Source organism: Klenkia marina, assembly GCF_900101025.1.
Classification (GTDB): Bacteria; Actinomycetota; Actinomycetes; order Mycobacteriales; family Geodermatophilaceae; genus Klenkia; species Klenkia marina.
The window spans coordinates 638,486-664,643 of the sequence record NZ_FMUH01000002.1; the positions used below are offsets into that span (position 1 = coordinate 638,486).

Sequence of the window (26,158 nt, forward strand, 5' to 3'; positions counted from 1 at the left end):
CAACCACACCGACGTGGTGGGGATTCCGGCGACCAGTCTCCGTCATGCCCCCGGACGGACCGCAGCCAGCACCCGGGCGGCCAGCTCGGGGCGGCACACCACGAGGTCGGGCAGCCACGTGTCGGCGGCGTTGTAGACCAGCGGCGAGCCGTCCAGCCGCGATGTGTGCAGCCCCGCCGCACGCGCCACGGCGACCGGCGCCGCCGAGTCCCACTGGTGCATCCCGCCGGCGTGCACGTAGGCGTCGGCCTCGCCGCGCACGACGGCCAGCGTCTTGTAGCCGGCCGACCCGAGCGGCACCAGCACGCCGTCCAGTGCCGCGGCGGCGGCCCGGGAGACCTCGGGCGCCCGCGAGCGGGACACCGCCACCCGCAGCGGCCCGTCGGGTACCGGCGGGACGACGGGCGCCGGGTCGGTCACCACGACCTCGCCGAGCGCGGGCAGCCCCACGGCGGCCACCGTCAGGTCACCACCGGTTGCGTCACCGACTGCGTCACCGGCCCTGCCCCCCGACCGCCGTTCCCACAGCGCCACGTGCACGGCCCAGTCGTGCCGGTCGCCCGCGCGGTACTCCTTGGTCCCGTCGAGCGGGTCGACGATCCACACCCGGTCGGCGGTGAGCCGCGCGTGGTCGTCGGCGGCCTCCTCGCTGAGCACGGCGTCGTCCGGGCGGTGCTCGGCCAGCAGCGCGGCGATGGCCCGCTGCGCTGCGGCGTCCCCGGCGTCGCCCAGAGCGGTGCCGGTCGCGGTGCCGGTGCGCAGGGAGAGCAGGACGTCGGCGGCGGCGCGGGCGGCCGCGGCGGCGAGCTCGACGTCGTTCACGGCGCCGTGCCGTCGGTGGCGGCGTGCCCGTGGCCGGGCGCGGGCGCCCCGTCGGCGGTGGTGAGCTCGCCGAAGTAGCGCTCGAGCAGCTCGGCTCGGGGGGAGACGAACACCGCCTCGCCGCGGACCAGGTGCCGGTCGGGCTCGGCGGCCAGCGCGATGGTGCCGGCGACCACCGTCTTGCGGCCCGACGCCTCGGTGACCTGGGCGGTGAGCACGACGGGGGTCTGCAGCGGCACGGCGCCGCGGTACTCCAGGCCGAGGTGGGCCGTCATGCCCCACCGACCGGCCAGGAAGGCGGCGCTGCCCAGCAGCTGGTCCATGAGCAGCGCGCTCACCCCGCCGTGGCAGTGCGCGGGCGGGCCCTCGTGCCGCAGCCCGAGGGTGGCCTCCCCGACGACGACGCCGCCCTCGCGGCGGAACCGCACCGGCGGGGCGAACCCGTGGCCGGTGCCGGTGACGGGGGAGTAGGTGCGCCGGAAGGTCGGCAGGTCGTCGAGGGCCGACAGCGTGTGGCGGTCGCGGGTCGACGCGGCCAGGCGGGCGGTCAGCTCGCGCACCCCGGCGGCGACCGCGGCCTGCTCGCCGGCCGGCACGGTGGTGGCGACCGAGGTCTCCAGCAGCTCGCGGACGGCGGCCCCCAGCTCGGTGACCGCGGCCAGCAGCTCGGGGTCGGGCTCGGTGGCGTCGGAGCCGGCGCCCCAGGCAGTCGGTGTGCTCACCCCGCGAGTCTCACACCCGCCCGGTCAGTCCTGACCGGTCGGCCCCGTGCGGGGCAGGCGCACGGTGAAGGTGGCGCCCGCGCCCGGGGCGGTCGACAGCTCGACGGTGCCGTTGTGCGCGGCCACCAGGGCGGACACGATCGACAGCCCCAGTCCGCTGCCGCCCACCTCGCGCGTGCGGGAGGCGTCGGCGCGGTAGAAGCGTTCGAAGACCCGCTCGGCGTCCTCGGGGGCCAGTCCCGGCCCCTCGTCGGCGACGGCGAGCAGGACGACGTCGGGGTCGCCCGGGTCCTCGGCGACCCGCACGGTGACCGGGGCGGTGACCGGGGTGTAGGTGAGCGCGTTGGTGACCAGGTTGGCCAGCACCTGGCGCAGCCTGCCCTCGTCGCCGAGCACCACGGGGAGGTCGGTGAGGGAGTCGTCCATCGCCAGCGTGATGGGGCGGTCGGGCTGGACGGCCTGCGCGTCGTGGACGGCGTCGGCGGCCAGCTCCCCCAGGTCGACCGGGAGCGCGTCGACGGGGCGCTGCTGGTCCAGCCGGGCCAGCTGGAGGAGGTCCTCGACGAGGGAGCCCATGCGGGCGGCCTCGGACTCGATGCGGCCCATCATCCGCCGGGTCTCGGCGGGGTCGGCGTAGGCGCCCTGCCGGTGCAGCTCGGCGAACCCACGGATCGAGGTCAGCGGGGTGCGCAGCTCGTGGCTGGCGTCGGCGACGAAGCGGCGCATGCGCGTCTCGCTGGTGCGGGCCTGCTCCTCGCTCGCCCGTGCCTGCTCCTCGCTGGCCGCCTGGGCCCGGAAGGCACCCTCGATGCGGCCGAGCATCCCGTTGAGCGCCCTCGCCAGCCGGCCGACCTCGGTGCGCTCGTCGCCCTCGGGCACGCGCTGCGAGAGGTCGCCGGCGGCGATGGCCGCCGCGGTGTGCTCGACCTCCACCAGCGGCCGCAACGAGCTGCGCACCACGAGGTAGCCGGCGACGCCGAGCACCACGAGCACGAGCACGCCGACCACGAGCTGGATGCCGACCAGGCGCCCGAGGGTCTGCTGGTCGACGGCCAGGTCGATGCCGGTGATGACCACCTCGTCCGGGGTGACGGCGGCGGCCAGGAGCAGCCACGTGGTGCTGCCGTCCTTCGCCCGCAGCGTGAAGGGCTGGTCGTCGTAGGACGCGATCGACCCGGGGTCGATGCCCGACAGGTCGGGGACGTCGGTCGCGGTGCCGCCCTCGCCGGCGACGTTGCCGCCGGCGACGATGACGCCGGCCCCGCTGCTGTCGATGCAGGCCAGCAGGTTCTGGTTGGGGATCCGGGTGGGCCGGTTGCAGTACTCGAGGGTCGCCTGGGGGTTCTGCACGTAGGCGGCCGAGGCCTCGCGGAGCTGCTCCTCCTGCTGGCTCACCAGGTAGCTGCGCAGCAGCGACGTCGCCACGAGGCCGGTGACGGCCAGCGCGGCCGTGACCAGCAGGATCAGCAGGGCGACCAACCGCACCCGCAGCGGCACCCGGGGGTGCAGGGGCCGCGACGGCCGGACGGGCGGGGAGGTGGTCTCCCCGCCCGTCTCGACGGTCGTGCTGCTGTCCGGGGTGCTGATCGTCAGCTCCCGCGCGGCAGGCGGAGCGAGTAGCCGACCCCGCGCAGGGTGTGCAGCAGGCGGGGCTCGGTGGTGTCGATCTTGCGGCGCAGGTAGGAGATGTAGGACTCGACGACGTTGGCCTCGCCGTTGAAGTCGTAGTTCCACACGTGGTCGAGGATCTGCGCCTTGGACAGCACCCGGCCCGGGTTGCTCATCAGGTAGCGCAGCAGCTTGAACTCCGTCGGCGACAGGCTGATCAGCTCGCCGGCCTTGAGCACCTCGTGGGACTCCTCGTCGAGCTCGATGTCGGCGAAGACCAGCCGGGGCGCCTCCTCGACCGTGCGGGCGCCCTGGGTGCGGCGCAGCACCGCGCGGATGCGGGCCAGCACCTCGTCGAGGCTGAAGGGCTTGGTGACGTAGTCGTCGCCGCCCAGGGTGAGCCCGGAGACCTTGTCCTCGGCCGCGTCGCGGGCGGTGAGGAACAGCACCGGGGTGTGGGTGCCGTTCTGCCGCAACCGCCGGACGACGCCGAAGCCGTCGAGGCCGGGCATCATCACGTCGAGCACGAGCAGGTCGGGGCGGAACTGCGCCGCGGCTGCGAGGGCCTGCTGGCCGTCGGCCGCGGTGGCCACCTCGAACCCGGCGTAGCGCAGGCTGGCCGAGAGCAGCTCGCGGATGTTGGGTTCGTCGTCGACCACCAGCAGGCGTGCCTCCGGCGCTCGCTGCCCCGTGCTCGCCGACATCTGTCCTCCCGGGGACCGCTCTGGCGCCGTCGTCGTCATGGGCACAGCGTGGGCACAGCGGCTGAGCTGGTTCTGGAGGGTACCTGTGAGGACGCTGCGAATCCTGGTCGATCAGCCGGCCGGGGACATCGCCCGGCCGCGTCGCCAGTACCCGATCGCGTGGTGGCCCGCCCGGCCCAGCCCCCACCGGCTGCGCAGGTCTGCCCGGATCGTGCGCACCGCCGCGGACTCGGCGGCCACCCAGGCGAAGACGTCGTCGGACCCGGGCGGCTGCAGGGCGGCGACGGCCTCGGCCAGGGGTGAGGTCACCCCGGGCTCGGCGTCCCCGCGGTGCAGCCAGCGCACCTCGACGCCGGGCGGGGCCGGCAGTTCCTGCTCCTCCGCCGCGCCGGCCACCTCGAGCAGGGCCACGCCGCGCGTCCCGGACGTCGCGGCCCCGAGGATGCGCGCGATCGCCGGCAGGGCGGTCTCGTCGCCGGCGAGCAGCAGCCAGCCCGATGGCGGGCCGTCGTCGCGCAGACCCAGCGGTGCCGTGCTCGCCACCCCGAGGACGGCGCCCGGGGCCGCGGCCGCTGCCCAGGCCGCGGCCGGGCCGTCGCCGTGCAGCACGAAGTCGATGTCCAGCTCGCCGGTGACGGGGTCCTGCCGGCGGGCGGTGTAGCTGCGCAGGCTGACGCCGTGGCTGCCCTGCGGCCACACGATGCGGCCGTCGCGTGCGACGTCGGGCCAGTGCGGTGCCGGGTCGCCGACCCGGGGGACGAGCAGGGCGAGCGTGGGCTCCGCGGCGGCGACCACCTCGGGTGCGCCGCGCAGGGTCACCCTGCGGACGGCGGGCGTGACGGCGCGGGCGGCCACCACGGTCAGGACGTCGACGGGGCGGGACGGCGGGTCGGTCACGACCGGCCAGCCTAGATCGGTGCGCCGACCAGGGCCCGGGACGGGCCGACCCGGCCGGTCCCGGGGGAGGGGACGACCGGGTCGGCGATCGCGGGGTCGGGCTCACCGAGAGTGAGGGCGCCGGCGCTCGGAGCTGCGCCGATGTCCGCCGTTCCGACCTGGTGACCACGCTACGTGAGCCGCGGCGCCGGGGGCACCCCTGTGGTCGGCGACCTCACCCGGTGGGGTGACACCGGCGCTTCCGCAGGCCGCGGGGGTCATCAGGTGTGCGGCCAGGCCCTGCCGGATAACTCCCCGGCACCGCATCCGAGGAGGACCCCATGAGCGACGACCTGAAGAAGGGTGACGACGTCACCTGGAAGACCCACGGCACCGAGACCGAGGGGACCGTCACCCGCAAGATCACCGACGACACCGAGGCCGCCGGTCGCACCGTGAAGGCCAGCGACGACGACCCGCAGTACGAGGTGAAGAGCGACAAGTCGGGCAAGAAGGCCGTGCACAAGCCCGAAGCCCTCGACAAGCAGTAGCCCGGCAGCGGCGGTCAGCGCCGCCGCCGGTCAGCGGCGGCGCTGGTCGGCCTCCTCCTCGGCGATCTCCTCCGCGCCCCGCCGGCGGAACAGCTTGGAGCCGGGGAAGCCCTTGGCCAGCTCGCGGAGGTCCTGGACGGTGTCCAGCAGGGCGTGGACGTCGGGGGCGACGCCGTCCAGCGAGGCGAGCACGGGCAGGACGTCGTCGTCCAGGTGCCCGACCAGGGCCGGCAGCCGGTCGACCAGGTGCACCAAGGCCTCGACCTCGGCCGGGTCGAGGTCGTCGGCGAACCGCTGCAGCAGCGGCGCCAGCTTGGCGAGCGCGGGCTCGTAGGCGGTGACCAGGGGCGTGGCGCGGTCCAGCAGACCCCCGGCGGAGGCGACCAGCTCGTCGGCCCGTCCCCGGGTCGCGCGGGCCTCGGCCACCAGCCCGTCGGCCGCCGCGCGGGTGTCCTGGATGCCGGTGATGGCGGCGTCGGCGGCGCCGCGGGTGTCCTCGATGCCGCGGATGGCGGCGTCGGCGGCGCCGCGGGTGTCCTCGATGCCGCGGATGGCGGCGTCGGCGGAGCCGCGGGTCTCTTCGATGCCGCGGATGGCGGCGTCGGCGGAGCCGCGGGTCTCTTCGATGCCGCGGATGGCGGCGTCGGCGGAGCCGCGGGTCTCCCGGATGCCGCGGATGGCGGCGTCGGCGCGTTCCCGGGTGCCGTCGACCGCAGCGACGGCGTCCTCGGCGCGGTCGACGACGGCTTCGACGCGGGCCAGCAGGACCGACACCCGGTCGATGAGCAGCTCGGCCTGGCCGACCGCGGTGACCACCCGGGGCACCAGGGCGAGGGACTCGGTGACCAGGTCGCGCAACCCCTCGGCCGCGGCGAACAGGTCGGCGGGGCCGGGGATCGGGAGCTTCACCGGGCCGACGCTACGCAGGGCGGTGCCGGTGCGCGACGGCGCCGGAGGTCGACATGACGGCCTGTCGACGAGGCGATCACTCGGCGTGGGAATCACACTGCTGCGATTCGAGCCGTATCGTGGTCGTGCCCGGACGCTGCGTGCGCGCGGGGACCACGATGTGAGGTGCGGACACCGGTGGCGGACGAGGGCAGGCGCGGGGGACCCGACAGCGGTCCCGCAGCCGACCCCTCGGGTCCTGCCCGGGTCCGCGGCGCGGCCACCGACGCCCAGCTCACGGTCGAGGCCCTGCTGGCCCGCTCACGGGGGACGAGCGCCGCCCCCGGCCGCCGGCGGGCCGACCGACGCACCGCCGCCGCGGCACCGCCGTCCCGGCCGTCCTCGTCGGCTCCGCGGCCGAGCACGACCACCCCGCCCCCGTCGGCCCGACCGAGCACGCCGCCCCCGGCTCCGCGACCGCTCCCCGTGGCCCCGGTGGACGCCGACCCGGTGCACCGGCTGCCGCTGCCCCCCGCCCCGCCCGTGGCGGACCCCGCTCCCGTGGCCGAACCCGCTCCCGTGGCGCACTCCGCTCCCGTGGCCGAACCCGCTCCCGTGGCCGAACCCGCTCCCGTGGCCGGGCCGGTGCCGGCCCCGCCGGCCACCAGCGAGCTCCCGGCATCGGGCATCGTGCAGGCGCCGGCCACCAGCTCCCTCCCGGCGCAGACCGGTGGCCCGCGGCCCACGCTGCCGCCGGTCCCCGAGTCCGACGCGGTCCGCACCTCCGCGCCGGTGCCGGCGCTGCCGGGCACCGAGCGGGCCACCCGGGCCGCCGCAGCCGAGGTCGCACCCGCCCCGACGGTGACCGGGCCCGCCGAGGACCGGTCGCACCGGCCCTCGGCGCCGGTGCCGCCGTTGCCGGGCACGGAGCGCGCCGTCCGGCACTCCGCCCCGGTGCCCCCCCTGCCCGGCCAGCGGGCGGCCACGCCGCTGCCGCCCATCCCCGGCCGCGACGTCCCGCTGCCGAAGGCCCCCCGCGCCCCGATGAGCCCGCTGCTGCGGCGCCTGGTGCGGGTCGCCGTGGTGCTGGGCGTCCTGGTCGGGCTGGTGGCCGGCTACTACGTGGGTCTGTACTTCTACGCCGACCGCACGATGGACCGCGTCGCCGCGCTCAGCCCGCAGGGCCCCGAGGTCCTCGCCCCCCAGCTGCAGGACGCCGCCACCACCTGGCTGGTGCTCGGCGCAGGGGACGGCCGGGTCGCACCCAGTCTGCTGCGGGTGCCCCAGGACGGTGCCTCGGCCGTGGTCGTCGACGTCCCGCCGACCACGCTGGTGGACACCCCGGAGTGCCGGGACGCCGGCGGCGCGGTGCGGGCGCCCACGACCGAGACCGTGACCGCCTCCTACCTGCAGGGTGGCCCGTCGTGCCTGGTGCGCGCCGTGCAGCAGGTGACCGGGTTGCGGGTGGACCACCTGCTCGAGGTCGACCTGGCCCAGCTGGACGCCCCGGCGTCGTGCCCGACCGACGGGCTGCCCGTCGCCGACCTCGCGATGGCGCTGAACCCGGTGCGGGCGACGTCCGTGCTCGTGTCGGCCGCCGACGCCCTCACCCTCGACGAGGACACGTCGCTGGGCGCCCTGCGCTCGCTGGCGAGCACGCTGCGCGACCTGCCCGCCGACGCGGTGCAACGCACGCAGCTGCCGGTCCTGCGGGTCGGCTACGTGCCCGCCGGCGGCACCGAGGCGCGCGTGCTGCTGGACGACGTCGCGACCCGCGCCCTCGTCGAGTCGCTGCTGTCCACCGGGGAGCTGCCCGAGCCGGTCGAGGTCCCCCCGGCGGCCGACCCCGCGGCGGGCACGGCTGCGGTGGTGTCCGTGGCGCCCGCCGGCATCCCCGTGCAGGTGCTCGACGCCTCCGGTGCCGCCGACCCCGCAGCGGGTCCCGGCGCGGCGGTGGCATCGGCGCTGGCCGGCCAGGGCTTCGTCGTCCCCGCGGTCGTCCCGGAGCCCGCGGCCACCCCCGTCAGCGTCGTCCGCTACGCCCCCGAGCTGGTCGAGCAGGCGCGCGCGGTGGCCGCGGCGGTGCCGGGCGCGGTGCTCGAGCCCAGCAGCGCCACCGGCGGGTCGATCCAGCTGGTGGTGGCCGGCCCCGACCTCGCGGTCGTGCCGGTGGCGGTCGGCGCCGAGGTGCCGGGGATCGCGCCGTCCCCCGCCGAGCGCACCGCCACCTGCGGCTGACAGCACGAGGCCCCGCCGACCAGCAGGTCGACGGGGCCCGGTGAGGTGCTGGAACGGCCTCGTCCCGGGATCCCGCGGCGCGCGCAGCGTGTCGTGGGAGCGACGAGGTCCTTCGGTCAGCCGAAGCGGCCGGAGATGTAGTCCTCGGTGGCCTTCTGGTCGGGGTTGGAGAAGATCTTCTCGGTCGGGTTGAACTCGATGAGCCGACCGGGCTGACCCACGCCGTTGAGGTTGAAGAAGCCGGTCTGCTCGCTGACGCGGGCGGCCTGCTGCATGTTGTGCGTGACGATGACGATGGTGAAGCGGTCCTTCAGCTCCGTCATGAGGTCCTCGATGGCCAGCGTCGAGATCGGGTCCAGGGCCGAGCAGGGCTCGTCCATGAGCAGGACCTCGGGCTGCACGGCGATCGCACGGGCGATGCACAGGCGCTGCTGCTGGCCACCGGACAGGCCCGAGCCGGGGCGGTCGAGGCGGTCCTTGACCTCGTTCCAGAGGTTGGCGCCCCGCAGCGAGGACTCGACGAGGTCGTCGAGGTCGTTCTTCTTCATCTTCTTGCTGTTCAGCCGCACGCCGGCGACGACGTTGTCGTAGATCGACATCGTCGGGAACGGGTTGGGGCGCTGGAACACCATGCCGATCTGGCGGCGGACGTCGACCGGGTCGACGTCGGAGCCGTAGAGGTCCTGGCCGTCGATGACGACCTTGCCCTCGACGCGGGCGCCGGGGATGACCTCGTGCATGCGGTTCAGCGACCGCAGGAAGGTGGACTTGCCGCAGCCCGAGGGCCCGATGAGCGCCGTGACGCTGCGGGGCTCGATCGAGACGTTGACGCCCTCCACGGCCTTGAAGTTGCCGTAGAAGATGTCCAGGTCCGAGACGTCGATGCGCTTGGCCATGTCTGGTGTGCTCCTGGTTCCTCGGTCAGCGACCGGTCTTGGGGGCGAAGAAACGACTGATCAGGCGGGCCACGACGTTGAGGGCCATGACGATGATGATGAGCACCAGAGCGGCTGTCCAGGCCCGCTCGATGCCGAACTCCGGCGGCACGCCCGGCTGGGTGAGCTGGTAGTACGCGTAGACCGGCAGGGTGGCCATGCGGCCGTCGAACGGGTCGAAGTTGGTGGCGGCCGTGATGCCGACGATCACCAGCAGCGGCGCGGTCTCGCCGATCACGCGGGCGATGGCCAGCGTCACCGAGGTGCCCAGGCCCGCGATCGCGGTGGGGACGACGACCTTGAGGATCGTGCGCCACTTGGAGACGCCGAGGGCGTAGGAGGCCTCGCGCAGCTCGTTCGGGACGAGCTTGAGCACCTCCTCCGAGGACCGGACGACGACCGGGATCATCAGCACCGACAGCGCGACGGCGCCGCCGAGGCCGAACCGGATGCCGGGGCCGAAGAAGATCGCGAACAGCGCGTAGGCGAACAGGCCGGCCACGATGGAGGGGATGCCGGTCATCACGTCGACGAAGAAGGTGAGCACCTTCTTCAGGCGGCCCTTGCCGTACTCGACCAGGTAGATGGCGGCCAGCAGCCCGACCGGGACGGAGATGACCGCTGCCAGGGCCGTGATGATCAGCGTGCCCATGATGGCGTGGTAGGCACCGCCGCCCTCGCCGACGACCCCGACCATCGAGTTGCTGAAGAACGTGCCGTCGAGCCGGCCGACGCCGTTGCTGACCACCGTGTAGATCAGCGAGACCAGCGGCACCATCGCGACGGCGAAGGCGGAGCTGACCAGAGCGGTCACCAGGCGGTCGGTGGCCTTGCGGCGGCCCTCGACGACCCGGGAGACGACGTAGGTGACCAGGCAGCCCAGCACGATGCCGAGGACGGCGAACAGGCCCCAGGACCAGCCGGAGGCGGCCGTGAGGACGGCGGCGAGCGCGAGCCCGGCGGCGAACACCGCGGTGCCGCCGAAGCGGGGCAGCCCGCGGCGCTGGCGCACGGCGGGGGCCAGGGGCTCGGGGGCCTCCGGGCGGACGGGGGTGGCGGTGCTCATCAGTTCGCTCCGGAGAAGTCGGCCCGGCGGTTGACCACGTACCGGGCGAGCATGTTGACCGCGAGGGTGATGACGAACAGCACGAGGCCGGTGAAGATCAGCGTGCTGACGTCGAGCCCGGAGGACTCGGGGAACTGCAGCGCGATGTTGGCCGCGATGGTCGAGGGGTTGGACGAGCTGATCAGGTCGAAGGTGATGCCACCGGAGACCGAGAGCACGATCGCCACCGCCAGCGTCTCGCCGAGCGCGCGGCCCAGACCGAGCATGGCGCCGCCGATGACGCCCGACTTGCCGTAGGGCAGCACCGCCATCTTGATCATCTCCCAGCGGGTCGCGCCCAGGGCCAGGGCGGCCTCGCGGTGCAGCGCCGGGGCCTGGGAGAACACCTCTCGGCTGATCGCCGAGATGATCGGCAGGATCATGATCGCCAGCACGAGGCCGGCGGTGAGCATGGTGCGCCCGGTCACCGAGGCGGGCCCGGCGAAGAAGGGCAGGAAGCCCAGGTTGCGCTCGGCCCACGCGTAGAAGGGCACCAGCGAGGGCGCCAGCGCGGCCAGGCCCCAGAAGCCGTAGACGACGCTGGGGATCGCGGCCAGCAGGTCGATGAGGTAGCCCAGCGTCGCGGCGATGCGCTTGGGTGCGTAGTAGGTGATGAACAGGGCGATGGCCACGCCGAGCGGCGTGGCCACGAGCAGGGCGATGACGGCGGCCAGCAGGGTGCCGAACACCAGCGGTCCGACGTAGCTCCACACGCCCTCCCCGCCGGGGACCTCGGCGGCGGGCGCGGAGATGGCGTCCAGCGACTCGGCGATCAGGAACGCGGCCACCCCGGCGAGCACGACGAGGATGAGGATGCCGGCGCCGGTGGACAGGCCGGCGAACGTGCGGTCGCCGGCGCTGCGGACGGCGCGCGCCGGCTTGTCGGCCTTCCGGGGCTTGGTGTCGAGCGAGGTCACGGGGACTCCGAGCGTGCGGTCGAGCTGGGTGGGGTGGGGTGTGCCTGGGGCGCCGTTGCCCGGTGCGCGAGCGGCCCGGGCGCGGTGTGCGCCCGGGCCGCCCGCGGTGGATCAGCTGCCGGAGGTGATGGCGTCGACCGCGGTCTGGGCCTGCTCGCGCAGGGAGTCCGAGATCGGGGCGCTGCCCGCGGCGTCGGCGGCGGCCTGCTGGCCGTCCTCGCTGATGACGTAGCCGAGGAAGGACTTCACCAGGTCGGCCTGGGCGGCGTCGTCGTAGCTGACGCAGCCGATGTGGTAGCTGACGAGGACGATCGGGTACTCGTCGGCGTTGGTGGTGGTGCGGTTGATGTCGTAGGCGAAGTCGTACTCACCGCGCCCGGACTGCAGCTCCGAGCCCTCGACGACGGCCGCGGCGGCCTCGGGGGAGGGGGCGACGAACTCCTCGCCCACGCCGATCTTGGCCACGCCCAGGTCGCCGGCCTGCGACTCGTCGGCGTAGCCGATCGCGCCCTCGCCGGCCTGGACCGCGGAGATCATGCCCGAGGTCTGGTTGGCGGCCTCGCCACCGGACAGCGGCCACTCACCGTCGGGCTCGCTGGTCCACACCGAGGGCGCAGCGGCGTTCAGGTACTGGGTGAAGTTCGTGGTGGTGCCCGAGTCGTCGGCGCGGTGCACGGGGGTGATCGTGGTGGAGGGCAGGTCGACGCCCTCGTTGTCCGCGGCGATGGCCGGGTCGTTCCACGTCGTGATCGCACCGGTGAAGATGCCGGCCACGACCTCGGGGGAGAGGTTCAGCTCGTCGACGCCGGGGAGGTTGTAGACCACGGCGATGGCGGAGATGTAGTTCGGCAGCTCGAAGACGCCACCGGTGCCGCAGCGGGCCTCGGCCTCGGTGAGCTCGTCGTCCTTCAGCGCGGCGTCCGAGCCGGCGAAGTCGACGCCGCCGGAGATGAACTGCTCGCGGCCGCCGCCGGACCCGACCGGGTCGTAGTTCACGGTGACGTCGGACTGGATGGAGGAGTAGCCGGCGGTCCAGCCCTGCATGGCGGCCTGCTGGCTGGAGGCGCCGGCGCCGTTGAGGGTGCCGTTCAGCTGCTCCTGGCTGGAGCCCGCGCCGGAAGAGTCGGTGGTGCCACCCTCGTTGGAGGCGCCGCAAGCGGCGAGCGCGAGGGTGCTGGCGAACGCCGCGGACAGGGTCACGGCGCGCGTCTTGGTGCTGAGCATCGACTCAGGGCCTTTCGACTGGTGGTGCCCGGACGTCGGTGCCGGGCAGTGAGGTCCAACAGACGAGGACGCTAAGCAGCAGAGGTGGACGGATCCGGCTCGCTCGGTGAACGCCGGGTGAACGGCGTCCGAGGCTTGGTGCACGGGGTGAGGTACAGGTCACGGCATCCAGGTGAACTCACCCGGTTCGGCTCAAGCCGGCGGGGCGGCCCGGTGCCACTGGACGTCGACGGCGTAGCGCCTGAACCCCGACCTCTCGTACAGCGAGACGGCCGGGACGTTGTCCTCCTCGACGTAGAGGAGCACCTCCGCGAGGCCCCGTGAACGCAGGTGCGCCAGGCCCAGGTCGGTCAGCGCCCGGCCCAGCCGCAGACCCTGCGCCTCGGGGGCGATGCCGAGCACGTACACCTCGCCGACGGGCTCGTCGCCGGTCTCGCCCGCCGGGTGCACCTTGGTCCAGTGCGAGCCCAGCAGGGTCTCGGTGCCGTCGCCGGCCACCCGCCAGGCGAGCAGGAAGCCCTGCGGGTCGAACCACGCCTCGGCCTCGCGCAGCTCGAGGTCGCGTCGGGTCATGCCGCCCTGCTCGGGGTGGTGGGCGAAGGCGGCTGCGTTCACCGCCAGCCACGCCTGCTCGTCGACCCCGGGCCGGAACGGCCGGACGAGGACGTCGTCGGGCAGCGCGGGCCGCGGGTCGGGGTCGACGCCGGTCAGCGGCATGCGCATCTGCAGCAGCGTGCGGGCCCGGGTCCACCCGCGGGCGGCACCGAGCTCCGCGGACCCCGGCAGTTCGCCGTGCGCCCAGACCGCCAGGGGGGCATCGCCGGCCAGCTCCTCCAGCTTCGCGGCCATCGTGCCGCCGAGCCCACGCCGGCGCAGCTCGGGGTGGACGACGAACTCGGCCTGCCAGCCGTCGTCGCCGCGGTCGAGCCGGGCGTACGCGGCGGCGCCGACCGCGTGGCCGAACAGCACGTCGCGCCCGCCGTCCGGGCCGCCGTGCCGCAACCGCAGCTCGGCCTCCTCGCTGAGCGGGCGCACGCCGTCGACCTCGGCGGCGAGGGCGACCAGCTCGAGGGCGCCGGTCAACGCCGCCCCCTCGGCCCGGGGCAGCACGTCCACCGGGACAGCGGTCATGCGGTCCGGGAGCGGGTCGTGCCGGTGCTCGGTCAGGGGACGGCCGGGGTGTCGGCGGTCTCGGCGGCGGAGCTCGCAGTGGCGTCGGCGACCTGCTGGTCGAGCTTGTAGCCCACGTTGCGCACGGTGCCGATCAGGGCCTCGTGCTCGGTGCCGAGCTTGGCGCGCAGCCGGCGGACGTGGACGTCGACGGTGCGGGTGCCGCCGAAGTAGTCGTAGCCCCAGATCTCCTGCAGCAGCTGGGCGCGGGAGAAGACCCGGCCGGGGTGCTGGGCCAGGTACTTGAGGAGCTCGAACTCCTTGTAGGTGAGGTCGAGCGGGCGCCCGCGCAGCTTCGCGGAGTAGCTGTGCTCGTCGATGACCAGCTCACCGGCCTTGGTGACCCCGCCCTCGTCGGCGGCGCTCGGGGTGCTCGCCGCGGTGCGGCGGGCGGTGGCCCACTTGAGGCGGGCGTCGACCTCGGCCGGGCCGGCGGTGTCGAGCACGACGTCGTCGACGCCCCAGTCGGCCGACAGGGCGACCAGGCCGCCCTCGGACAGCACGGCGACGAGCGAGGCGGCCACCCCGGTGCTGGCCAGCAGGCCGCACAGGGTGCGGGCGCGCACCAGGTCGTGGCGGGCGTCGACCAGGACCACGTCGCCGGCGTCGCCGTCGAGGAGGCTGGACAGCTCGGGGGCGACGACGCGCACCTGGTGGGGCAGCAGACCGAGGGCGGGCAGCACCTCGGTGGTCGCCTGACGGGCCGAAGTCATGAGCACGAGCCGCATGCGGTCTCCTCGCGGGTCCGTCGACGTCGGTGTCGGGTGAACCGGCAGGATATCGGACGTGCGGCGAGGTGTGACCCCGGCGATACCCCGACGTGACGTGACGGTGACCACCGACGACGGGGTGGCGCTGCACGGCATCGTGGTGCCGGCCGGTCCCGGCGTCCCGGCGCGCCCGGGTGGACGGCCCGTGACGTTCGTGCTCGCGCACGGCTTCACCAACTCCACCGCCCGGGCCCCCTTCCTGCGGCTGGCCGGGTACCTGAGCCGGTTCGGCGAGGTGCGCGGGCTGGACTTCCGCGGGCACGGCCGCTCGGGCGGTGCGTCGGGTGCGGGCGGGGACGCCGAACTGCTCGACGTGGACGCCGCCGTGCGCGCCGCCCGGGCCGACGGGGCCACCAGGGTCGTCACGGTGGGGCTGTCGATGGGCGGGGGTGCGGTGCTGCGCCAGGCGGCGATCGGCGACCACCGGCCCGACGCGGTGGTCGCCGTCAGCGCCGTCTCCCGCTGGTTCGTGCGCGACACCCCGCCCATGCGCCGGGTGCACTGGTTGCTGGAGACGGCCACCGGGCGGCGGCTGGGTGCACGGGTGATGGGCGTGCGCCTGGCCCCGCCGTGGCCGGCGAACCCGGCCGCGCCGGTGCAGGTGGTGAGCGGGATCGCGCCCACCCCGCTGCTGCTGGTGCACGGCGACCGCGACGCCTACTTCCCGCTCGAGCACGCCCGCACCCTCGCCCGGGCCGCGGGCCCGGCGGCCACGGTGTGGGTGGTGCCGGGCATGGGCCACGCGGAGAACGGCATGAGCGGCCCGCTGGCCGAGCGCATCGGCCGCTGGGCGCGGGAGGCGGTCGGTCGCGAGCCGCTCTGCGAGCATGGCGCGGTGACCGCACCCACCGCCGACGCGCACCCGGCTCCGTGAGCCACGCGACGCTGGAGGCCGAGCTGCCGCGCACGGCCCACCACGTACCGGCGGCCGGCGCGGCCCTCGTGGGCACCGGGTTGCTGGTCGGCCTGCCGGCGGTCCTCGGCGACACCGGTCGGCTGGCCGCCGTCGTCGCGCTCCAGGTCGCGCTGGTCGCGGCGTGGGTGCTGGCCACCGGCATCCGCGGCTTCGTCGGGTCGCTGGGCATCGGGGTCCTGGCCGCGGCGGGGGCCGACCTGCTGATGGGGCTGCCCGAGCGTCCCGACCTCGGCCTCCTGCTGCTGGTGCTGGGCCCGGGCTTCCTGCTGTCGGTGGTGCACCAGATGGCCCGCCCCGCCCCGCGGCGCTACCTCGTGGCCTCCCTGGCCGGCGTCCTGCTGCTGGTGTGCGCGGTGGTGGCGCTGTCGGTGCTGCTCGCCCTCGGACGCACGCCCGAGGGCCCGCGGCTGGCCACCACGGCGGTGCTCGTGGTGGGTGCCGCCCTGGTCGTGGGCCACCTGGTCGACCTCGCCCTGCCCCGTCCGGCCCTCGCCCCGGGGGTGCCCCGCGGGCTGCCGGGCCTGGTGCTCGCCGTCCTCGCGGGGGTGGGGGTGGCCCTGCTGCGCCGCCAGCCCGGTGACCTGCTCGACGCGTTGTCGGCGGCCACCTACGGGGCCGCGATCGCCGCGGTGGCCGTGCTGGTCGCCGTCGGCGCCTCCTACGTGGTCGCCGAGCGGCCGCAGCGCGGGTGGGCGCTGCCGCTGGTGCAGGCCGTGCTGCCGTTCGCCGCCGCCGCGCCCGTGGCGTTCTTCCTGGCGCTGCAGACCAGCCTGTAGCCCTGGGAGAGTGGGCCCGGTGAAGGGTCTGCTGATCACCGTCCTCGTGCTGCTCGGGTTGCTCGTGGCCGCCGACCGCGTCGCGGTGGTCGTCGCCGAGGACCAGGTCGCGGCGCAGGTGGCGCAGCAGGGCGGGCTGGCGGGCGAGCCCGACGTCGACATCACCGGGTTCCCGTTCCTCACCCAGGCCGTGGCCGGCCGCTACGACGACGTGCGCATCTCGCTGACCGCCGACGAGCTGGGCCAGCCGGCCGGCACCGGTGCCGACGTCTCGCTGCGGGGCGTGCAGCTGCCGCTGTCCGACGTCCTCGGTGGCCGGGTGCAGCAGCTGCCGGTCGAGCGCGTGGACGGGCAGGCCTCGGTGCCCCTCGACCTGCTCGCCGCGCAGCTGGGCGGGGACACGACCCTGACCCGCGAGGGCGACGGGCTGCGCATCACCAAGACCGTCGAGGTGCTCGGGCAGACGGTCCCGCTCACCGCGACCGGCACCGTGACGCTCGACGGCCAGGACCTCGTGGTCGACGTCTCCTCCGCCGCCGGGGCCGGCATCGACGTGCCCGACGTCGTGGTGGAGCAGGCGCAGGACCTGCTGGACTTCCGGTACGCGCTGCCCGCGCTGCCCTTCGGTCTGCAGGTCACCGGTCTGCAGGTCACCGACGGCGGCGTGGACGTGACCGTGGCGGCCACCGACGTCGTCCTGCAGTAGCGGGAATCCGCACCGTCCCGGTCGTGTTGGGTCCTCTCGTGGACGCGACCGGTGCGCTCGTGCTCGGCCTGGCGCTGCTCGTCGCAGGGGTGGCCGCCTGGTGGCTGCGCACCCGCAGCGGTGCGGTACGGACGACGGGAGCAGGCGTGAGCGAGCTCGAGGTGCTGCGTTCCCTGGGCGTGCGGCCCGAGGACGCCGACCTGACGGTGGTCCAGTTCGCCACCGCGTTCTGCGCGCCGTGCCGGGCCACGAAGGCCCGCCTGGAGCAGCTGCGGACCAGCCACCCGGGGCTCGCCGCCGTCCACGTCGACGCCGAGAGCCAGCTCGAGGCCGTGCGGGCGCTGGACGTCCGGCGCACCCCGACGCTGTTCTACCTCGACCGCAGCGGTGCCCTGCTGGGGCGCAGCAGCGGCGCTCCCCGGCCCGACGAGCTGCGCGCCCTGGTGGCCGCGCACGCCCCGGCGACGGGGGCCGTGTGATGGGTGTTGCTACCCTCCCCGCCGTGGGCACCCTGCTGACTCAGCGACGCACAGTCGACCTGTGCCGTCTGGGCAGCTGCCTGTGTCGGTCCTCCCTCCGAGGCTGACTCCCCGCCTCGACGCGCCCTCACCCGCCGTCGGAAGGCCCCACCCCGTGACACCCGCTCGTCAGGTCGACGTCCGTGGCCCGCGCTTCGGCGCCTGGATCACCACGGTCGTCCTGGCCGTCGTCCTGCTCACCGGCAGCGGCTGGCTGCTCGCCGTCCAGGCGGTGGTCTTCGCCGTCGGTGCGTTCGCCGGTCTGCGGTACGCCCCCTACGGGGTGCTGTTCCGCGTGCTGGTGGCCCCCCGGCTGGGCCCGGCCACCGAGCGGGAGGACGAGGCGCCGCCCCGGTTCGCCCAGCTCGTCGGGTTCGGCCTCGCCCTCGTCGGCACCCTCGGCTACCTGGCCGGCGCACCGCTCGTCGGTGCCGTCGCGACCGGGTTGGCCCTGGTGGCCGCACTGCTCAACGCGGCCGCGGGCTTCTGCCTCGGCTGCGAGCTCTACCTGCTCGCCCGGCGGGCCCGCCCCGCCGTCCGTCCCTGAACCCCCATCCCGCAGGAGGAACCACCATGAGCCGCTCCGACGTGCTCGTCAGCGCCGAGTGGGCCCAGGAGCACCTGGGTGACGCCGGCCTGGTCTTCGTCGAGGTCGACGAGGACACCAGCGCCTACGACAAGGGCCACCTCGAGGGTGCCGTGAAGTTGGACTGGAAGACCGACCTCCAGGACCCGCTGCGCCGCGACTTCGTGGACAAGGAGCAGTTCGAGGCCCTGCTGTCGGCCAAGGGCATCTCGAACGACGACACCGTCGTGCTCTACGGCGGCAACAACAACTGGTTCGCCGCCTACGCCTACTGGTACTTCAAGCTCTACGGCCACGACGCCGTGAAGCTGGTCGACGGCGGCCGCAAGAAGTGGGAGCTCGACAGCCGCCCGCTGTCCGACGCCGAGGTGACCCGTCCGGCCACGCAGTACACCGCGCAGGAGCCCGACACCTCGATCCGCGCGTTCCGCGACGAGGTCGTGGCCGCGATCGACACCAAGAACCTGGTCGACGTGCGCAGCCCCGACGAGTTCGCCGGCAAGCTGGTCGCCCCCGCCCACCTGCCGCAGGAGGGTGCGCAGCGCCCCGGCCACATCCCCTCGGCCGTGAACGTGCCGTGGAGCAAGGCCGCGAACGAGGACGGCACCTTCAAGAGCGACGAGGAGCTGGCCGCGCTCTACGCCGACGCCGGCTTCGACGGCTCGAAGGAGACCATCGCCTACTGCCGCATCGGCGAGCGCTCCAGCCACACCTGGTTCGTGCTCAAGGAGCTGCTGGGCCACGAGAACGTCAAGAACTACGACGGGTCGTGGACCGAGTACGGCTCGCTCGTCGGCGTCCCGATCGCCAAGGGCGCCTGACCGTGTGCGGGGCCCCCAAGCAGGGCGGCGCGCTGGCCGGCATCGACCTGACCACCCAGACGGTGATCCAGGGCTCGGTGTGGCACGACGGGGCACCGGTCGCCGGCGCCTACGTGCGGCTGCTCGACTCCTCCGACGAGTTCACCGCCGAGGTCGTGACCTCCCCGGAGGGCGAGTTCCGGTTCTTCGCCGCGCCGGGTGAGTGGAAGCTGCGCTCGCTGGCCCCGGTCGGCCGCGCCGAGCGCGTGCTGAGCGCCGAGGTCGGCCTCAACGAGACCACCCTCGCCATCGCCTGAGGCAGCGTCGAACGCCAGTGGCCCGGAACCCGTGCGGTTCCGGGCCACTGGCGTTCACAGGCCCAGCAGGTCGGCCAGTTCGCCGACCTGCTCGGTGAAGAAGGCCTCGGGGTCGGCGACGACGCCCGCGAAGTGGCCGAACAGCTCGAAGCTGATCAGCCCGTACAACGAGCTCCAGGTGAGCAGCGCCCGCGCCCGCACGGCGTCGTCGAGGGCCGGGTGCTCCCCGCCCAGCACCTCCGCCGCCGCCGGGGTGACCAGCGCGGTGCGGCGGTGCTCGGCCGGGGGCAGCACGCCGGCCCGGGCGGCGTCGCCGAGCACGCGGCCCAGCGCTGCCCCGACCCGGCCGGCTGCGGCGACCGTGTCCTGCGGGGCGGCGTAGCCGGGGACCGGGGAGCCGTAGAGCAGGGCGTACTCGTGCGGGTGCGCCAGCGCCCACGCGCGGACCGCGGCGCAGATGGCGTGCCAGCGGGTGCGGGGCTGGGCGGTCGGGACGTCGGCGGACTCCGCGGCGGCACCCAGCGCGTCGTAGCCCTCGATGATCAGCGCGGTCAGCAGCTCGTCGCGGCTGGGGAAGTACCGGTACAGCGCCGAGGAGGCCAGCCCCAGGTCGCGGGCGACGGCGCGCAGGGACAGCGCGGCGGCCCCGACCGTGGCCAGCTGGCCACGCGCGGACTCGAGGATCTCCGCGGTCAGCGCCGCCCGGGCGCGCTCCCTCGCCGTGCTCACCACAACTCCACGGTAGCACCGATCTTGTTCGAGAGCGGTGCTCTTGACATTCCGAGAGCACCCGTCGACGCTCGGCAGTAGAACGAGAGCACCGCTCTCGTCGACCGAGGGAGGCGTCGTGGGACTGCACGTGGTCGTGGGCAAGGGACCGGTCGGCTCGGCCGTCGCCGGGGAGCTGGTGCGGGCGGGGCACCGCGTGCGGGTGCTGTCGCGCAGCGGGGGGTCGTCGTCGGTGGACGTCGAGCACCGGGCCGTGGACGCTGCCGACGCGCAGGCGCTCGCTGCGGCGTCGGCCGGCGCGGACGCGCTGTACAACGGGGTCAACCCGCCCTACCACCGGTGGGCGACCGACTGGCCGCCGATCGCCGAGGCCCTGCTCGCCGCCGCCGAGCGCAGCGGCGCGGTGCTGGTGGCGATGGGCAACCTGTACGGCTACGGCCGCCCGACCGGCCCGATGACCGCGGACAGTCCGCTGGCGGCCACCGACACCAAGGGCCGGGTCCGGGCGGCGATGTGGGCCGGGATGCTGGCCGCGCACGAGGCGGGTCGGGTGCGGGTGGCCGAGGCGCGGGCCTCGGACTTCGTCGGCCCCGACGTCCCGCCCGGGCAGTCCTACCTGGTCCGCAGCCTGGCCGGGGTCCGCGCGGGCAAGCGGGTCCGGGTGATCGGTGACCCGGACGTGCAGCACAGCTGGGCCTACCTGCCCGACGTCGGTGCGACCCTGGCCGCGCTGGGCACCGACGAGCGGGCGTGGGGCCGGGCGTGGATCGTGCCCAGCACCTCCTCGCGCAGCCAGCGCGAGGCCCTGGGTGACTTCGCCGCGGCCTTCGGCGCCCCGGCCCCGAAGGTGTCACAGATGCCGTGGCCGGTGCTGACCGCCCTGGGCACCGTCGTCCCCTTCCTGCGCGAGGTGGTGGCGATCCGGCACCAGTGGGACGCCGACTTCGTCGTCGACGGCACCGCGACCACGGCGGTGCTGGGCATCGCGCCCACGCCGTGGGCGGACGTCGTCGGGCGCACGGCGGAGGCCTTGCCCCGGTAGCGCCCGGCGGTGTCGGACCCGCTGGTTACCGTGGCGGGCATGGGTCTGGTCACTGCCTGGGTTCTCGTCACCCTGGCCGCTCTCGCCGCGCTGTGGTGCGCGCTGGGTGCGGTCCGGTTGACCCGTCGCGAGCGCACGGGGGCCGGGCGATGACCGATCCGACGCCGGCGGGCCTGCCCGAGCAGCCCGCCACCGGCCGCACCGAGCTGCCGGTCGAGGAGACCACCGACGTCCGCACCGGGCCCGAGGTGGACCACGAGCTGCTCTCGGTGCTGCCGCTGCTGGGCGAGTGGCACGGCGAGGGGGTGCTGGTCGGCCCCGCCGGCGACCAGCGCTTCGGCCAGTGGGTGCGCTTCGCCCACGACGGCCGCGACTTCCTGGCCTACGAGTCGCGCACCTGGCAGATCACCGACGACGGCGCGGTCGGTGCCCCCGACGTCCGCGAGTCGGGGTTCTGGCGCCCGCGCGGCGAGGACGAGGTCGAGCTGCTCGTGGCCCACCCCGAGGGCCTGGTCGAGATCTACGTCGGCACCGCCCGCACCACCACCAGCTGGGAGCTGACCAGCGACGTCCTGGCCCGGACCCCCGACCACCCCGACCTGACCAAGGCGGTGCGGCTCTACGGGGTCGTCGAGGGCGCGCTCATGTACGCCGTCGACCGCGCCGGTCCCGACGGGCAGCTGCGCCCGGTGATGTCCGCCCGTCTCGAGAGGATCCGATGAGCACCCGTACTCCGCGCGAGGTGGCCGACGCCTACGTCGACGCCCTCTGCGACCTCGACCCCATCGCCGGCACCGCGCTGGGCACCCGCCCCGGCGACGACCGGCTGCCCGAGCTGTCCCCGGCCGGGCTCGAGGCCGCCGCCGGCCTCGAGCGCGACACCCTGGCCGAGCTCGACCGCGTGCTCGCCGAGGACCCGGCTCTGGCCGAGGACCCGGTCGAGTTCCGTTGCGCCCGGTTGCTGCGCGAGCGGCTCACCGCCTCGCTCGACCTGCACGACGCCGGCGAGGGCCTGCGCGAGCTGTCGAACCTCTTCTCCCCGGTCCACTCCGTGCGCCAGGTGTTCTCGATGATGCCGCTGGCCACCGACGACGACTGGGCGGTGCTCGGCCGCCGGCTGGCCCGCGTCCCCGAGGCCTACCGCGGCTACCTGGCCACCCTCACCGAGGGCGCGTCCCGGGGGCTGTTCGCCGCTCCCCGGCAGGTCGAGACGGTCGTGGGCCAGCTCGGCGAGTGGCTGAGCGGGCCCTACTTCGCCGGCGTCGTCGCCCCGGGCCCCGAGTCGCTGCGGGCCGAGCTCGACGCCGCGGCAGCCGCCGCGGACGGTGCAGTGGCCGAGGTCCGCGACTTCCTGCGCGACACCTACCTGCCGCAGGCCCAGGGCACGCCCGACGCCGTGGGCCGCGAGCGCTACGCCCGGTTCGCCCGTCGGTGGAACGGCAGCGACCTCGGGCGGGGCATCGGCCTGGAGGACGCCTACGCCTGGGGCTGGGCCGAGCACCGCCGCATCCGCGAGGAGCAGCGCGCCGCCGCCGAGCTCGTGCTGCCCGGCGCGACACCGATGCAGGCGATGCGCTGGCTGGGGGAGAACGGCGAGGCGGTCGATGGGGTCGAGGAGATCCGTGTCCGCCTGCAGCAGATGATGGACGACGCGATCACGGCGCTCGACGGCACGCACTTCGACATCGCCGAGCCGATCAAGCGGGTCGAGGCCATGATCGCCCCGCCGGGCAGCGCGGCGGCCCCCTACTACAGCCGGCCCTCGCTCGACTTCTCCCGGCCCGGTCGCACCTGGCTGCCGACGCTGGGCAAGGACCGCTTCCCGCTGTGGGACCTGGTCTCCACCTGGTACCACGAGGGCGTCCCGGGCCACCACCTGCAGCTGGCCCAGTGGGTGCTGGTGGCCGACCAGCTGTCGGTGTTCCAGACCGCGGTGGGCGGGGTCAGCGCCAACCTCGAGGGTTGGGCGCTGTACGCCGAGCGGCTCATGGACGAGCTCGGCTTCCTCACCGACAGCGGGGCACGGCTGGGCTACCTCGACGCCCAGCAGATGCGGGCCGTGCGCGTGGTCGTCGACATCGGCATGCACCTCGAGCTGCCGATCCCCGACGACGCCGACGGCGCGCTGGAGGCCCACCGCGGCCAGCCGTGGACACCGGACCTCGCGCGGGCGTTCTTCGGCGAGTACTGCGGTCGCGACGCAGCGTTCCTCGACAGCGAGCTGGTCCGCTACCTGGGCATGCCGGGGCAGGCGATCAGCTACAAGCTGGGCGAGCGGGCGTGGCTCGAGGGCCGGGCGGCTGCGCAGGCCGCGCGCGGTGACTCCTTCGACCTCAAGGCCTGGCACATGGCGGCGCTGTCGCAGGGCTCGCTGGGCCTCGACGACCTCGCCGACGAGCTCAGCCGGCTGTAGGGGCGGGGGGCAGGGCGGCGGCGGCCGCGCTGTCCAGGGCGAGCAGGAACGCGCCCTGGACGAGCACGGCCGCCCCGTCCCCGCGCCACCGGTCGCTGCGCAGCAGGGCTGCGCCGGCCACCAGGTAGCCGACGTCAAGACCGGCGTTGACCAGCAGGACCTTCCGCAGCCGGGCCGGGTCGGTCGGCCCGCGGCGTCGCCGGTTGCGCGCGCCCACCGCGGCGATCACGCCGTCGACCGCACCCCACGCGGCGGTCTGCCGGGCGAACCCCCGCGCGCCCGGTCGGGCCGCCAGCACGGCGCCGAGGGCCAGGGACGATGCGGCCCAGGTGCCGAGAACAGTGGTCAGGCGGGACTCGACGTCGTCGGGGGCCATGTCGACGATCGTCCTACAGTGCGGGGCGTGGAGCTCGCCGCCGTCGACCTGCCCTCGCTCGACGTCCTGCGGGGGCGGTGGGCCGCGGTCGCCGCGGTGACCACCGCGCTCGGCTTCCCCGACGTCGCCCGCGCGGACGGGGCGTCGTCCTGGCACTGGGACGACGGCGGCGGCAACCGGGCGCGCATGACCGTGCTGGACCCGGCTCGCGCGCTGCTGCACGGCTGGGACCGCGCAGGCCGGTCCGCGCTCACCCGCGCCGCGGACGGCGAGCCCGGCGGCGAGCTGGTCGCCGACGCCCCGGCGTGGTGGCTGTCCCCGCTGCGGGCGACGACCGAGCAGGTCTCGTTCGTGCTCGGCTGGGACGGTGCCGGCTGGTGGCGCTCGGCCGGGGTGCTGCCCGGCGGTGGGCTGGCCGGCCTGCCGGTGGACGCCGAGGAGCTGTACGGCGTCGTCGACTCCTACGTCGAGGGGGTGGCCGATGACCAGGGCCTGGGTGACTGGCGCACCCCGTGGCCGTCGGTGGCGGCGCTCGGGGCGGCCGGCCCGGGGATGACCGTCGAGCAGCTGGCCGACGTCCTCGGGCCGCTGCGGGCCGACCTGCCGGCCGGGGTGGTCGCCGCGGGGCGCTTCGCGGCCTGACCCGGGTGCGGTCACCCGGACCCGGGCATGGACAACCCCCGGGCTGCTCCGCGAATCCTGCTGGCTCGATGAGCACTTGCTGCAGGTCGCGGGCCGACTGGACTGGGTCGGCGGCCCGGGGGTCGGGTGACTGTCCGGTTCTCGCTCGCCGCCGTACGACGGACGGGCGATGCCACGCGCGTCAGACCGGGTTGATCCGGTGCTGAGCGGGCGGCCCATCTGGACGGCGGCTAGCGGACAGCCACCTCACGAGTCCTGAACGACATCAATTGTTCGGACCACCTCCTCTCTCGTGTACGGCCACGGTACGACCGGTGCGACCGTCCTCGCAACGCCCTTTTCTCAGCCCTCGGCGGACGGGTTGCGGCGGCGCTCGGAGGCCTCGTCGACGGTCTCCCGCGGGGACGTCTGCTCCACCGTGCGGCCGTGCTCCTGGTAGACGTCCGGGATGCCGTCGCCGTCGTCGTCGCGGGCCTCGGCCTCGGCGATGCGTCGGTAGACGCGGTCGCGCGGCTTGAGCACCGCGGTGGCCAGCAGGGCAGCGATCAGCGTGCCGGTGAGCACGCCGACCTTGACGTGCTCGTCGCGCAGCGAGCCCGGCCCGAAGGCCAGCTCGCCGATGAGCAGCGACACGGTGAACCCGATGCCGGCCAGCAACGACAGGCCCACGACGTCGGGCCAGCGCAGGTCGGTGTCCAGCTGGGCGCGGGTGAACCGGCTGACCAGCCAGGTGGCCCCGGTGATGCCGACGGCCTTGCCGATGACCAGCCCGGCGACGATGCCGATGGCCACGGTGTCGGTGAGGGAGGCGCCCAGCCCGGACAGGCCCCCGACGGTCACGCCGGCGGAGAAGAACGCGAACACCGGGACGGCGATCCCCGCCGAGATCGGCCGGATGCGGTGCTCGAAGTGCTCGGCCAGCCCGGGTCCGGCGCCGGGACCACCGGCGGCCTCGCTGCGCACGACGGGGACGGTGAAGGCCAGCAGCACGCCGGCGACGGTGGCGTGGACCCCGGATTCGTGCACCAGCACCCAGGTCGCGGCGGCCAGCGGCAGCAGGATCCACCACGACCGGATGCGCTTCTGCACGCAGAACCCGAACAGCGCCAGCGGGATCAAGGCCAGAGCGAGCGGACCGAAGGCCAGCGACGAGGTGTAGAAGACCGCGATGATCGTGATGGCCAGCAGGTCGTCGACGATGGCCAGGGTCAGCAGGAAGGTGCGCAGCGCCGCAGGCAGGTGCGTGCTGATGACCGCCAGCACGGCCAGGGCGAAGGCGATGTCGGTCGCGGTGGGGATCGCCCAGCCGGTCAGGCCGCCCTCGTTGCCGAGGTTGATGACGGTGTAGATGATCGCCGGTACGGCCATGCCGCCGACGGCTGCCGCGACGGGCAGCGCGGCCTTGCGCGGGTCGCGCAGGTCCCCGGCGACGAACTCGCGCTTGAGCTCGAGCCCGGCCACGAAGAAGAACACCGCCAGCAGTCCGTCGGCCGCCCAGGTGCCCAGGGAGAGGTCCAGGTGCAGCGAGGCCGGGCCGACGACGGTGTCGCGCAGGCCCTCGTACGAGTCGGCCCACGGGGTGTTCGCCCAGACCAGGGCCACCACCGCTCCGACGATCAGCAGGACGCCGCCGACGGTCTCCCTGCGCAGCAGCGCGGCGATGCGGGTGGCCTCGCCGTAGGTGCCGCGGGCGAACAGACGGGCAGGGCTGGACACGGGAGCAGCTCCAGGGGTCGACGAAGAGTATTGCCGACCAGACTTCCCGGCGCACCGTCGTCAAGGTTAACCGCGAAGCCCCACCACTTCC

General features: G+C 74.8%; 28 protein-coding genes. 13 read left to right on the forward strand and 15 right to left on the reverse strand.

Translation table 11 applies throughout. The features are described from left to right. Positions 1-42 precede the first annotated feature (42 nt). From BLP29_RS08230 to BLP29_RS08250, 5 genes are all read right to left on the reverse strand, one after another. A complete protein-coding gene (locus BLP29_RS08230) occupies positions 43-822 on the reverse strand; it encodes an inositol monophosphatase family protein (protein ID WP_092802241.1) in 780 nt (259 codons plus the stop codon). Further along, entirely contained in the window at positions 819-1,544 is a 726-nt protein-coding gene (locus BLP29_RS08235; RefSeq protein WP_092802244.1) for a PaaI family thioesterase, read from the reverse strand. Before BLP29_RS08235 ends, BLP29_RS08230 begins: the two co-directional genes overlap by 4 nt. Positions 1,545-1,568: 24 nt before the next feature. Further along, positions 1,569-3,041, reverse strand: a complete 1,473-nt coding sequence (locus tag BLP29_RS08240) for a sensor histidine kinase (RefSeq protein ID WP_243469786.1) — start codon at positions 3,039-3,041, stop codon at positions 1,569-1,571. Between the two features lie 92 nt (positions 3,042-3,133). Beyond that, a complete protein-coding gene (locus tag BLP29_RS08245) occupies positions 3,134-3,856 on the reverse strand; it encodes a response regulator transcription factor (RefSeq protein ID WP_092802247.1) in 723 nt (240 codons plus the stop codon). 111 nt (positions 3,857-3,967) lie between these two features. Next, complete coding sequence (locus tag BLP29_RS08250) at positions 3,968-4,753, reverse strand: siderophore-interacting protein (protein ID WP_092802250.1); 786 nt, start codon at positions 4,751-4,753, stop codon at positions 3,968-3,970. A gap of 320 nt (positions 4,754-5,073) precedes the next feature. Here BLP29_RS08250 and BLP29_RS08255 point away from each other — a divergent pair, with 320 nt between their 5' ends. Further along, positions 5,074-5,283 carry a hypervirulence associated TUDOR domain-containing protein gene (locus tag BLP29_RS08255; RefSeq protein ID WP_092802253.1) on the forward strand — a complete coding sequence of 70 codons (210 nt, stop codon included), beginning with the start codon at positions 5,074-5,076 and terminating at the stop codon, positions 5,281-5,283. Between the two features lie 30 nt (positions 5,284-5,313). Here BLP29_RS08255 and BLP29_RS08260 read toward each other — a convergent pair whose 3' ends face one another. Beyond that, complete coding sequence (locus BLP29_RS08260; RefSeq protein ID WP_092802256.1) at positions 5,314-6,192, reverse strand: hypothetical protein; 879 nt, start codon at positions 6,190-6,192, stop codon at positions 5,314-5,316. A gap of 576 nt (positions 6,193-6,768) precedes the next feature. On the opposite strand from BLP29_RS08260, the gene BLP29_RS08265 reads away from it, so the two are divergent. Continuing rightward, a complete protein-coding gene (locus BLP29_RS08265; RefSeq protein WP_243469787.1) occupies positions 6,769-8,409 on the forward strand; it encodes a LytR C-terminal domain-containing protein in 1,641 nt (546 codons plus the stop codon). Between the two features lie 116 nt (positions 8,410-8,525). On the opposite strand, the gene pstB is transcribed toward BLP29_RS08265, so the two are convergent. The 6 genes from pstB to BLP29_RS08295 all read right to left on the reverse strand — a co-directional run bounded on the left by pstB (position 8,526) and on the right by BLP29_RS08295 (position 14,488). Next, positions 8,526-9,305, reverse strand: coding sequence for a phosphate ABC transporter ATP-binding protein PstB (gene pstB / locus BLP29_RS08270; protein ID WP_092802259.1), 780 nt, complete (start codon positions 9,303-9,305; stop codon positions 8,526-8,528). A gap of 25 nt (positions 9,306-9,330) precedes the next feature. Continuing rightward, on the reverse strand, positions 9,331-10,410 hold the full coding sequence (pstA, locus tag BLP29_RS08275) for a phosphate ABC transporter permease PstA (RefSeq protein ID WP_092802262.1): 1,080 nt from the start codon (positions 10,408-10,410) through the stop codon (positions 9,331-9,333). After that, the gene (pstC, locus tag BLP29_RS08280; protein WP_092802265.1) at positions 10,410-11,366 is read right to left on the reverse strand and encodes a phosphate ABC transporter permease subunit PstC; all 957 of its coding nucleotides are present in this window, start codon (positions 11,364-11,366) and stop codon (positions 10,410-10,412) included. Before pstC ends, pstA begins: the two co-directional genes overlap by 1 nt. Before the next feature lie 111 nt (positions 11,367-11,477). Continuing rightward, a complete protein-coding gene (pstS, locus tag BLP29_RS08285; RefSeq protein WP_092802268.1) occupies positions 11,478-12,590 on the reverse strand; it encodes a phosphate ABC transporter substrate-binding protein PstS in 1,113 nt (370 codons plus the stop codon). Positions 12,591-12,782: 192 nt separating this feature from the next. Then, on the reverse strand, positions 12,783-13,721 hold the full coding sequence (mshD, locus tag BLP29_RS08290; protein ID WP_092802271.1) for a mycothiol synthase: 939 nt from the start codon (positions 13,719-13,721) through the stop codon (positions 12,783-12,785). A gap of 32 nt (positions 13,722-13,753) precedes the next feature. Then, positions 13,754-14,488: a winged helix-turn-helix domain-containing protein gene (locus BLP29_RS08295; RefSeq protein ID WP_092802274.1), complete on the reverse strand. Its 735-nt coding sequence runs from the start codon at positions 14,486-14,488 to the stop codon at positions 13,754-13,756. Between the two features lie 103 nt (positions 14,489-14,591). Between BLP29_RS08295 and BLP29_RS08300 the strand changes: the two genes are divergently transcribed. The 7 genes from BLP29_RS08300 (at position 14,592) to BLP29_RS08330 (ending at position 19,149) form a co-directional block, all read left to right on the forward strand. Then, entirely contained in the window at positions 14,592-15,404 is an 813-nt protein-coding gene (locus tag BLP29_RS08300; protein WP_207798382.1) for an alpha/beta hydrolase family protein, read from the forward strand. Further along, positions 15,401-16,222, forward strand: a complete 822-nt coding sequence (locus BLP29_RS08305) for a hypothetical protein (RefSeq protein ID WP_092802277.1) — start codon at positions 15,401-15,403, stop codon at positions 16,220-16,222. The genes BLP29_RS08300 and BLP29_RS08305 overlap by 4 nt, the downstream gene beginning before the upstream one ends. Before the next feature lie 19 nt (positions 16,223-16,241). After that, complete coding sequence (locus BLP29_RS08310; protein ID WP_092802280.1) at positions 16,242-16,928, forward strand: LmeA family phospholipid-binding protein; 687 nt, start codon at positions 16,242-16,244, stop codon at positions 16,926-16,928. Positions 16,929-16,966: 38 nt separating this feature from the next. After that, on the forward strand, positions 16,967-17,407 hold the full coding sequence (locus BLP29_RS08315) for a thioredoxin family protein (RefSeq protein WP_243469788.1): 441 nt from the start codon (positions 16,967-16,969) through the stop codon (positions 17,405-17,407). Positions 17,408-17,561: 154 nt separating this feature from the next. After that, positions 17,562-17,993: a DUF4395 domain-containing protein gene (locus BLP29_RS08320; protein ID WP_207798383.1), complete on the forward strand. Its 432-nt coding sequence runs from the start codon at positions 17,562-17,564 to the stop codon at positions 17,991-17,993. A 26-nt stretch (positions 17,994-18,019) separates the two neighbouring features. Further along, entirely contained in the window at positions 18,020-18,853 is an 834-nt protein-coding gene (locus BLP29_RS08325) for a sulfurtransferase (protein ID WP_092802286.1), read from the forward strand. A 2-nt stretch (positions 18,854-18,855) separates the two neighbouring features. Further along, positions 18,856-19,149 carry a DUF1416 domain-containing protein gene (locus BLP29_RS08330; protein WP_092802289.1) on the forward strand — a complete coding sequence of 98 codons (294 nt, stop codon included), beginning with the start codon at positions 18,856-18,858 and terminating at the stop codon, positions 19,147-19,149. A 54-nt stretch (positions 19,150-19,203) separates the two neighbouring features. Here the strand turns inward: BLP29_RS08330 and BLP29_RS08335 are convergent, their stop codons facing one another. Next, positions 19,204-19,878: a TetR/AcrR family transcriptional regulator gene (locus BLP29_RS08335; protein ID WP_243469789.1), complete on the reverse strand. Its 675-nt coding sequence runs from the start codon at positions 19,876-19,878 to the stop codon at positions 19,204-19,206. Positions 19,879-19,996: 118 nt separating this feature from the next. Between BLP29_RS08335 and BLP29_RS08340 the strand changes: the two genes are divergently transcribed. The 3 genes from BLP29_RS08340 (at position 19,997) to BLP29_RS08350 (ending at position 23,333) form a co-directional block, all read left to right on the forward strand. Beyond that, on the forward strand, positions 19,997-20,920 hold the full coding sequence (locus tag BLP29_RS08340; protein ID WP_092802295.1) for an NAD-dependent epimerase/dehydratase family protein: 924 nt from the start codon (positions 19,997-19,999) through the stop codon (positions 20,918-20,920). Between the two features lie 149 nt (positions 20,921-21,069). Then, entirely contained in the window at positions 21,070-21,642 is a 573-nt protein-coding gene (locus BLP29_RS08345) for a heme-binding beta-barrel domain-containing protein (RefSeq protein ID WP_092802298.1), read from the forward strand. Further along, on the forward strand, positions 21,639-23,333 hold the full coding sequence (locus BLP29_RS08350; RefSeq protein ID WP_092802301.1) for a DUF885 domain-containing protein: 1,695 nt from the start codon (positions 21,639-21,641) through the stop codon (positions 23,331-23,333). Before BLP29_RS08345 ends, BLP29_RS08350 begins: the two co-directional genes overlap by 4 nt. Here BLP29_RS08350 and BLP29_RS08355 read toward each other — a convergent pair. Then, a complete protein-coding gene (locus BLP29_RS08355; RefSeq protein ID WP_092802304.1) occupies positions 23,320-23,709 on the reverse strand; it encodes a DUF6992 family protein in 390 nt (129 codons plus the stop codon). The two genes, BLP29_RS08350 and BLP29_RS08355, sit on opposite strands and share 14 nt — an antisense overlap. A gap of 27 nt (positions 23,710-23,736) precedes the next feature. Here BLP29_RS08355 and BLP29_RS08360 point away from each other — a divergent pair, with 27 nt between their 5' ends. Further along, positions 23,737-24,351, forward strand: a complete 615-nt coding sequence (locus tag BLP29_RS08360; protein WP_092802307.1) for a hypothetical protein — start codon at positions 23,737-23,739, stop codon at positions 24,349-24,351. Between the two features lie 342 nt (positions 24,352-24,693). Here BLP29_RS08360 and nhaA read toward each other — a convergent pair whose 3' ends face one another. Beyond that, positions 24,694-26,067, reverse strand: a complete 1,374-nt coding sequence (nhaA, locus tag BLP29_RS08365; RefSeq protein ID WP_092802310.1) for a Na+/H+ antiporter NhaA — start codon at positions 26,065-26,067, stop codon at positions 24,694-24,696. Between the last annotated feature and the right edge of the window lie 91 nt (positions 26,068-26,158).

Bases quoted from the DNA above. Each gene is read 5' to 3' on its own strand.
- mshD (WP_092802271.1), bottom strand. From the start codon at position 13,721: ATGACCGCTGTCCCGGTGGACGTGCTGCCCCGGGCCGAGGGGGCGGCG.
- BLP29_RS08255 (WP_092802253.1), top strand. From the start codon at position 5,074: ATGAGCGACGACCTGAAGAAGGGTGACGACGTCACCTGGAAGACCCAC.
- BLP29_RS08355 (WP_092802304.1), bottom strand. From the start codon at position 23,709: ATGGCCCCCGACGACGTCGAGTCCCGCCTGACCACTGTTCTCGGCACC.
- BLP29_RS08325 (WP_092802286.1), top strand. From the start codon at position 18,020: ATGAGCCGCTCCGACGTGCTCGTCAGCGCCGAGTGGGCCCAGGAGCAC.
- BLP29_RS08295 (WP_092802274.1), bottom strand. From the start codon at position 14,488: ATGCGGCTCGTGCTCATGACTTCGGCCCGTCAGGCGACCACCGAGGTG.
- pstA (WP_092802262.1), bottom strand. From the start codon at position 10,410: ATGAGCACCGCCACCCCCGTCCGCCCGGAGGCCCCCGAGCCCCTGGCC.
- BLP29_RS08245 (WP_092802247.1), bottom strand. From the start codon at position 3,856: ATGTCGGCGAGCACGGGGCAGCGAGCGCCGGAGGCACGCCTGCTGGTG.
- BLP29_RS08345 (WP_092802298.1), top strand. From the start codon at position 21,070: ATGACCGATCCGACGCCGGCGGGCCTGCCCGAGCAGCCCGCCACCGGC.
- BLP29_RS08350 (WP_092802301.1), top strand. From the start codon at position 21,639: ATGAGCACCCGTACTCCGCGCGAGGTGGCCGACGCCTACGTCGACGCC.
- pstS (WP_092802268.1), bottom strand. From the start codon at position 12,590: ATGCTCAGCACCAAGACGCGCGCCGTGACCCTGTCCGCGGCGTTCGCC.
- pstB (WP_092802259.1), bottom strand. From the start codon at position 9,305: ATGGCCAAGCGCATCGACGTCTCGGACCTGGACATCTTCTACGGCAAC.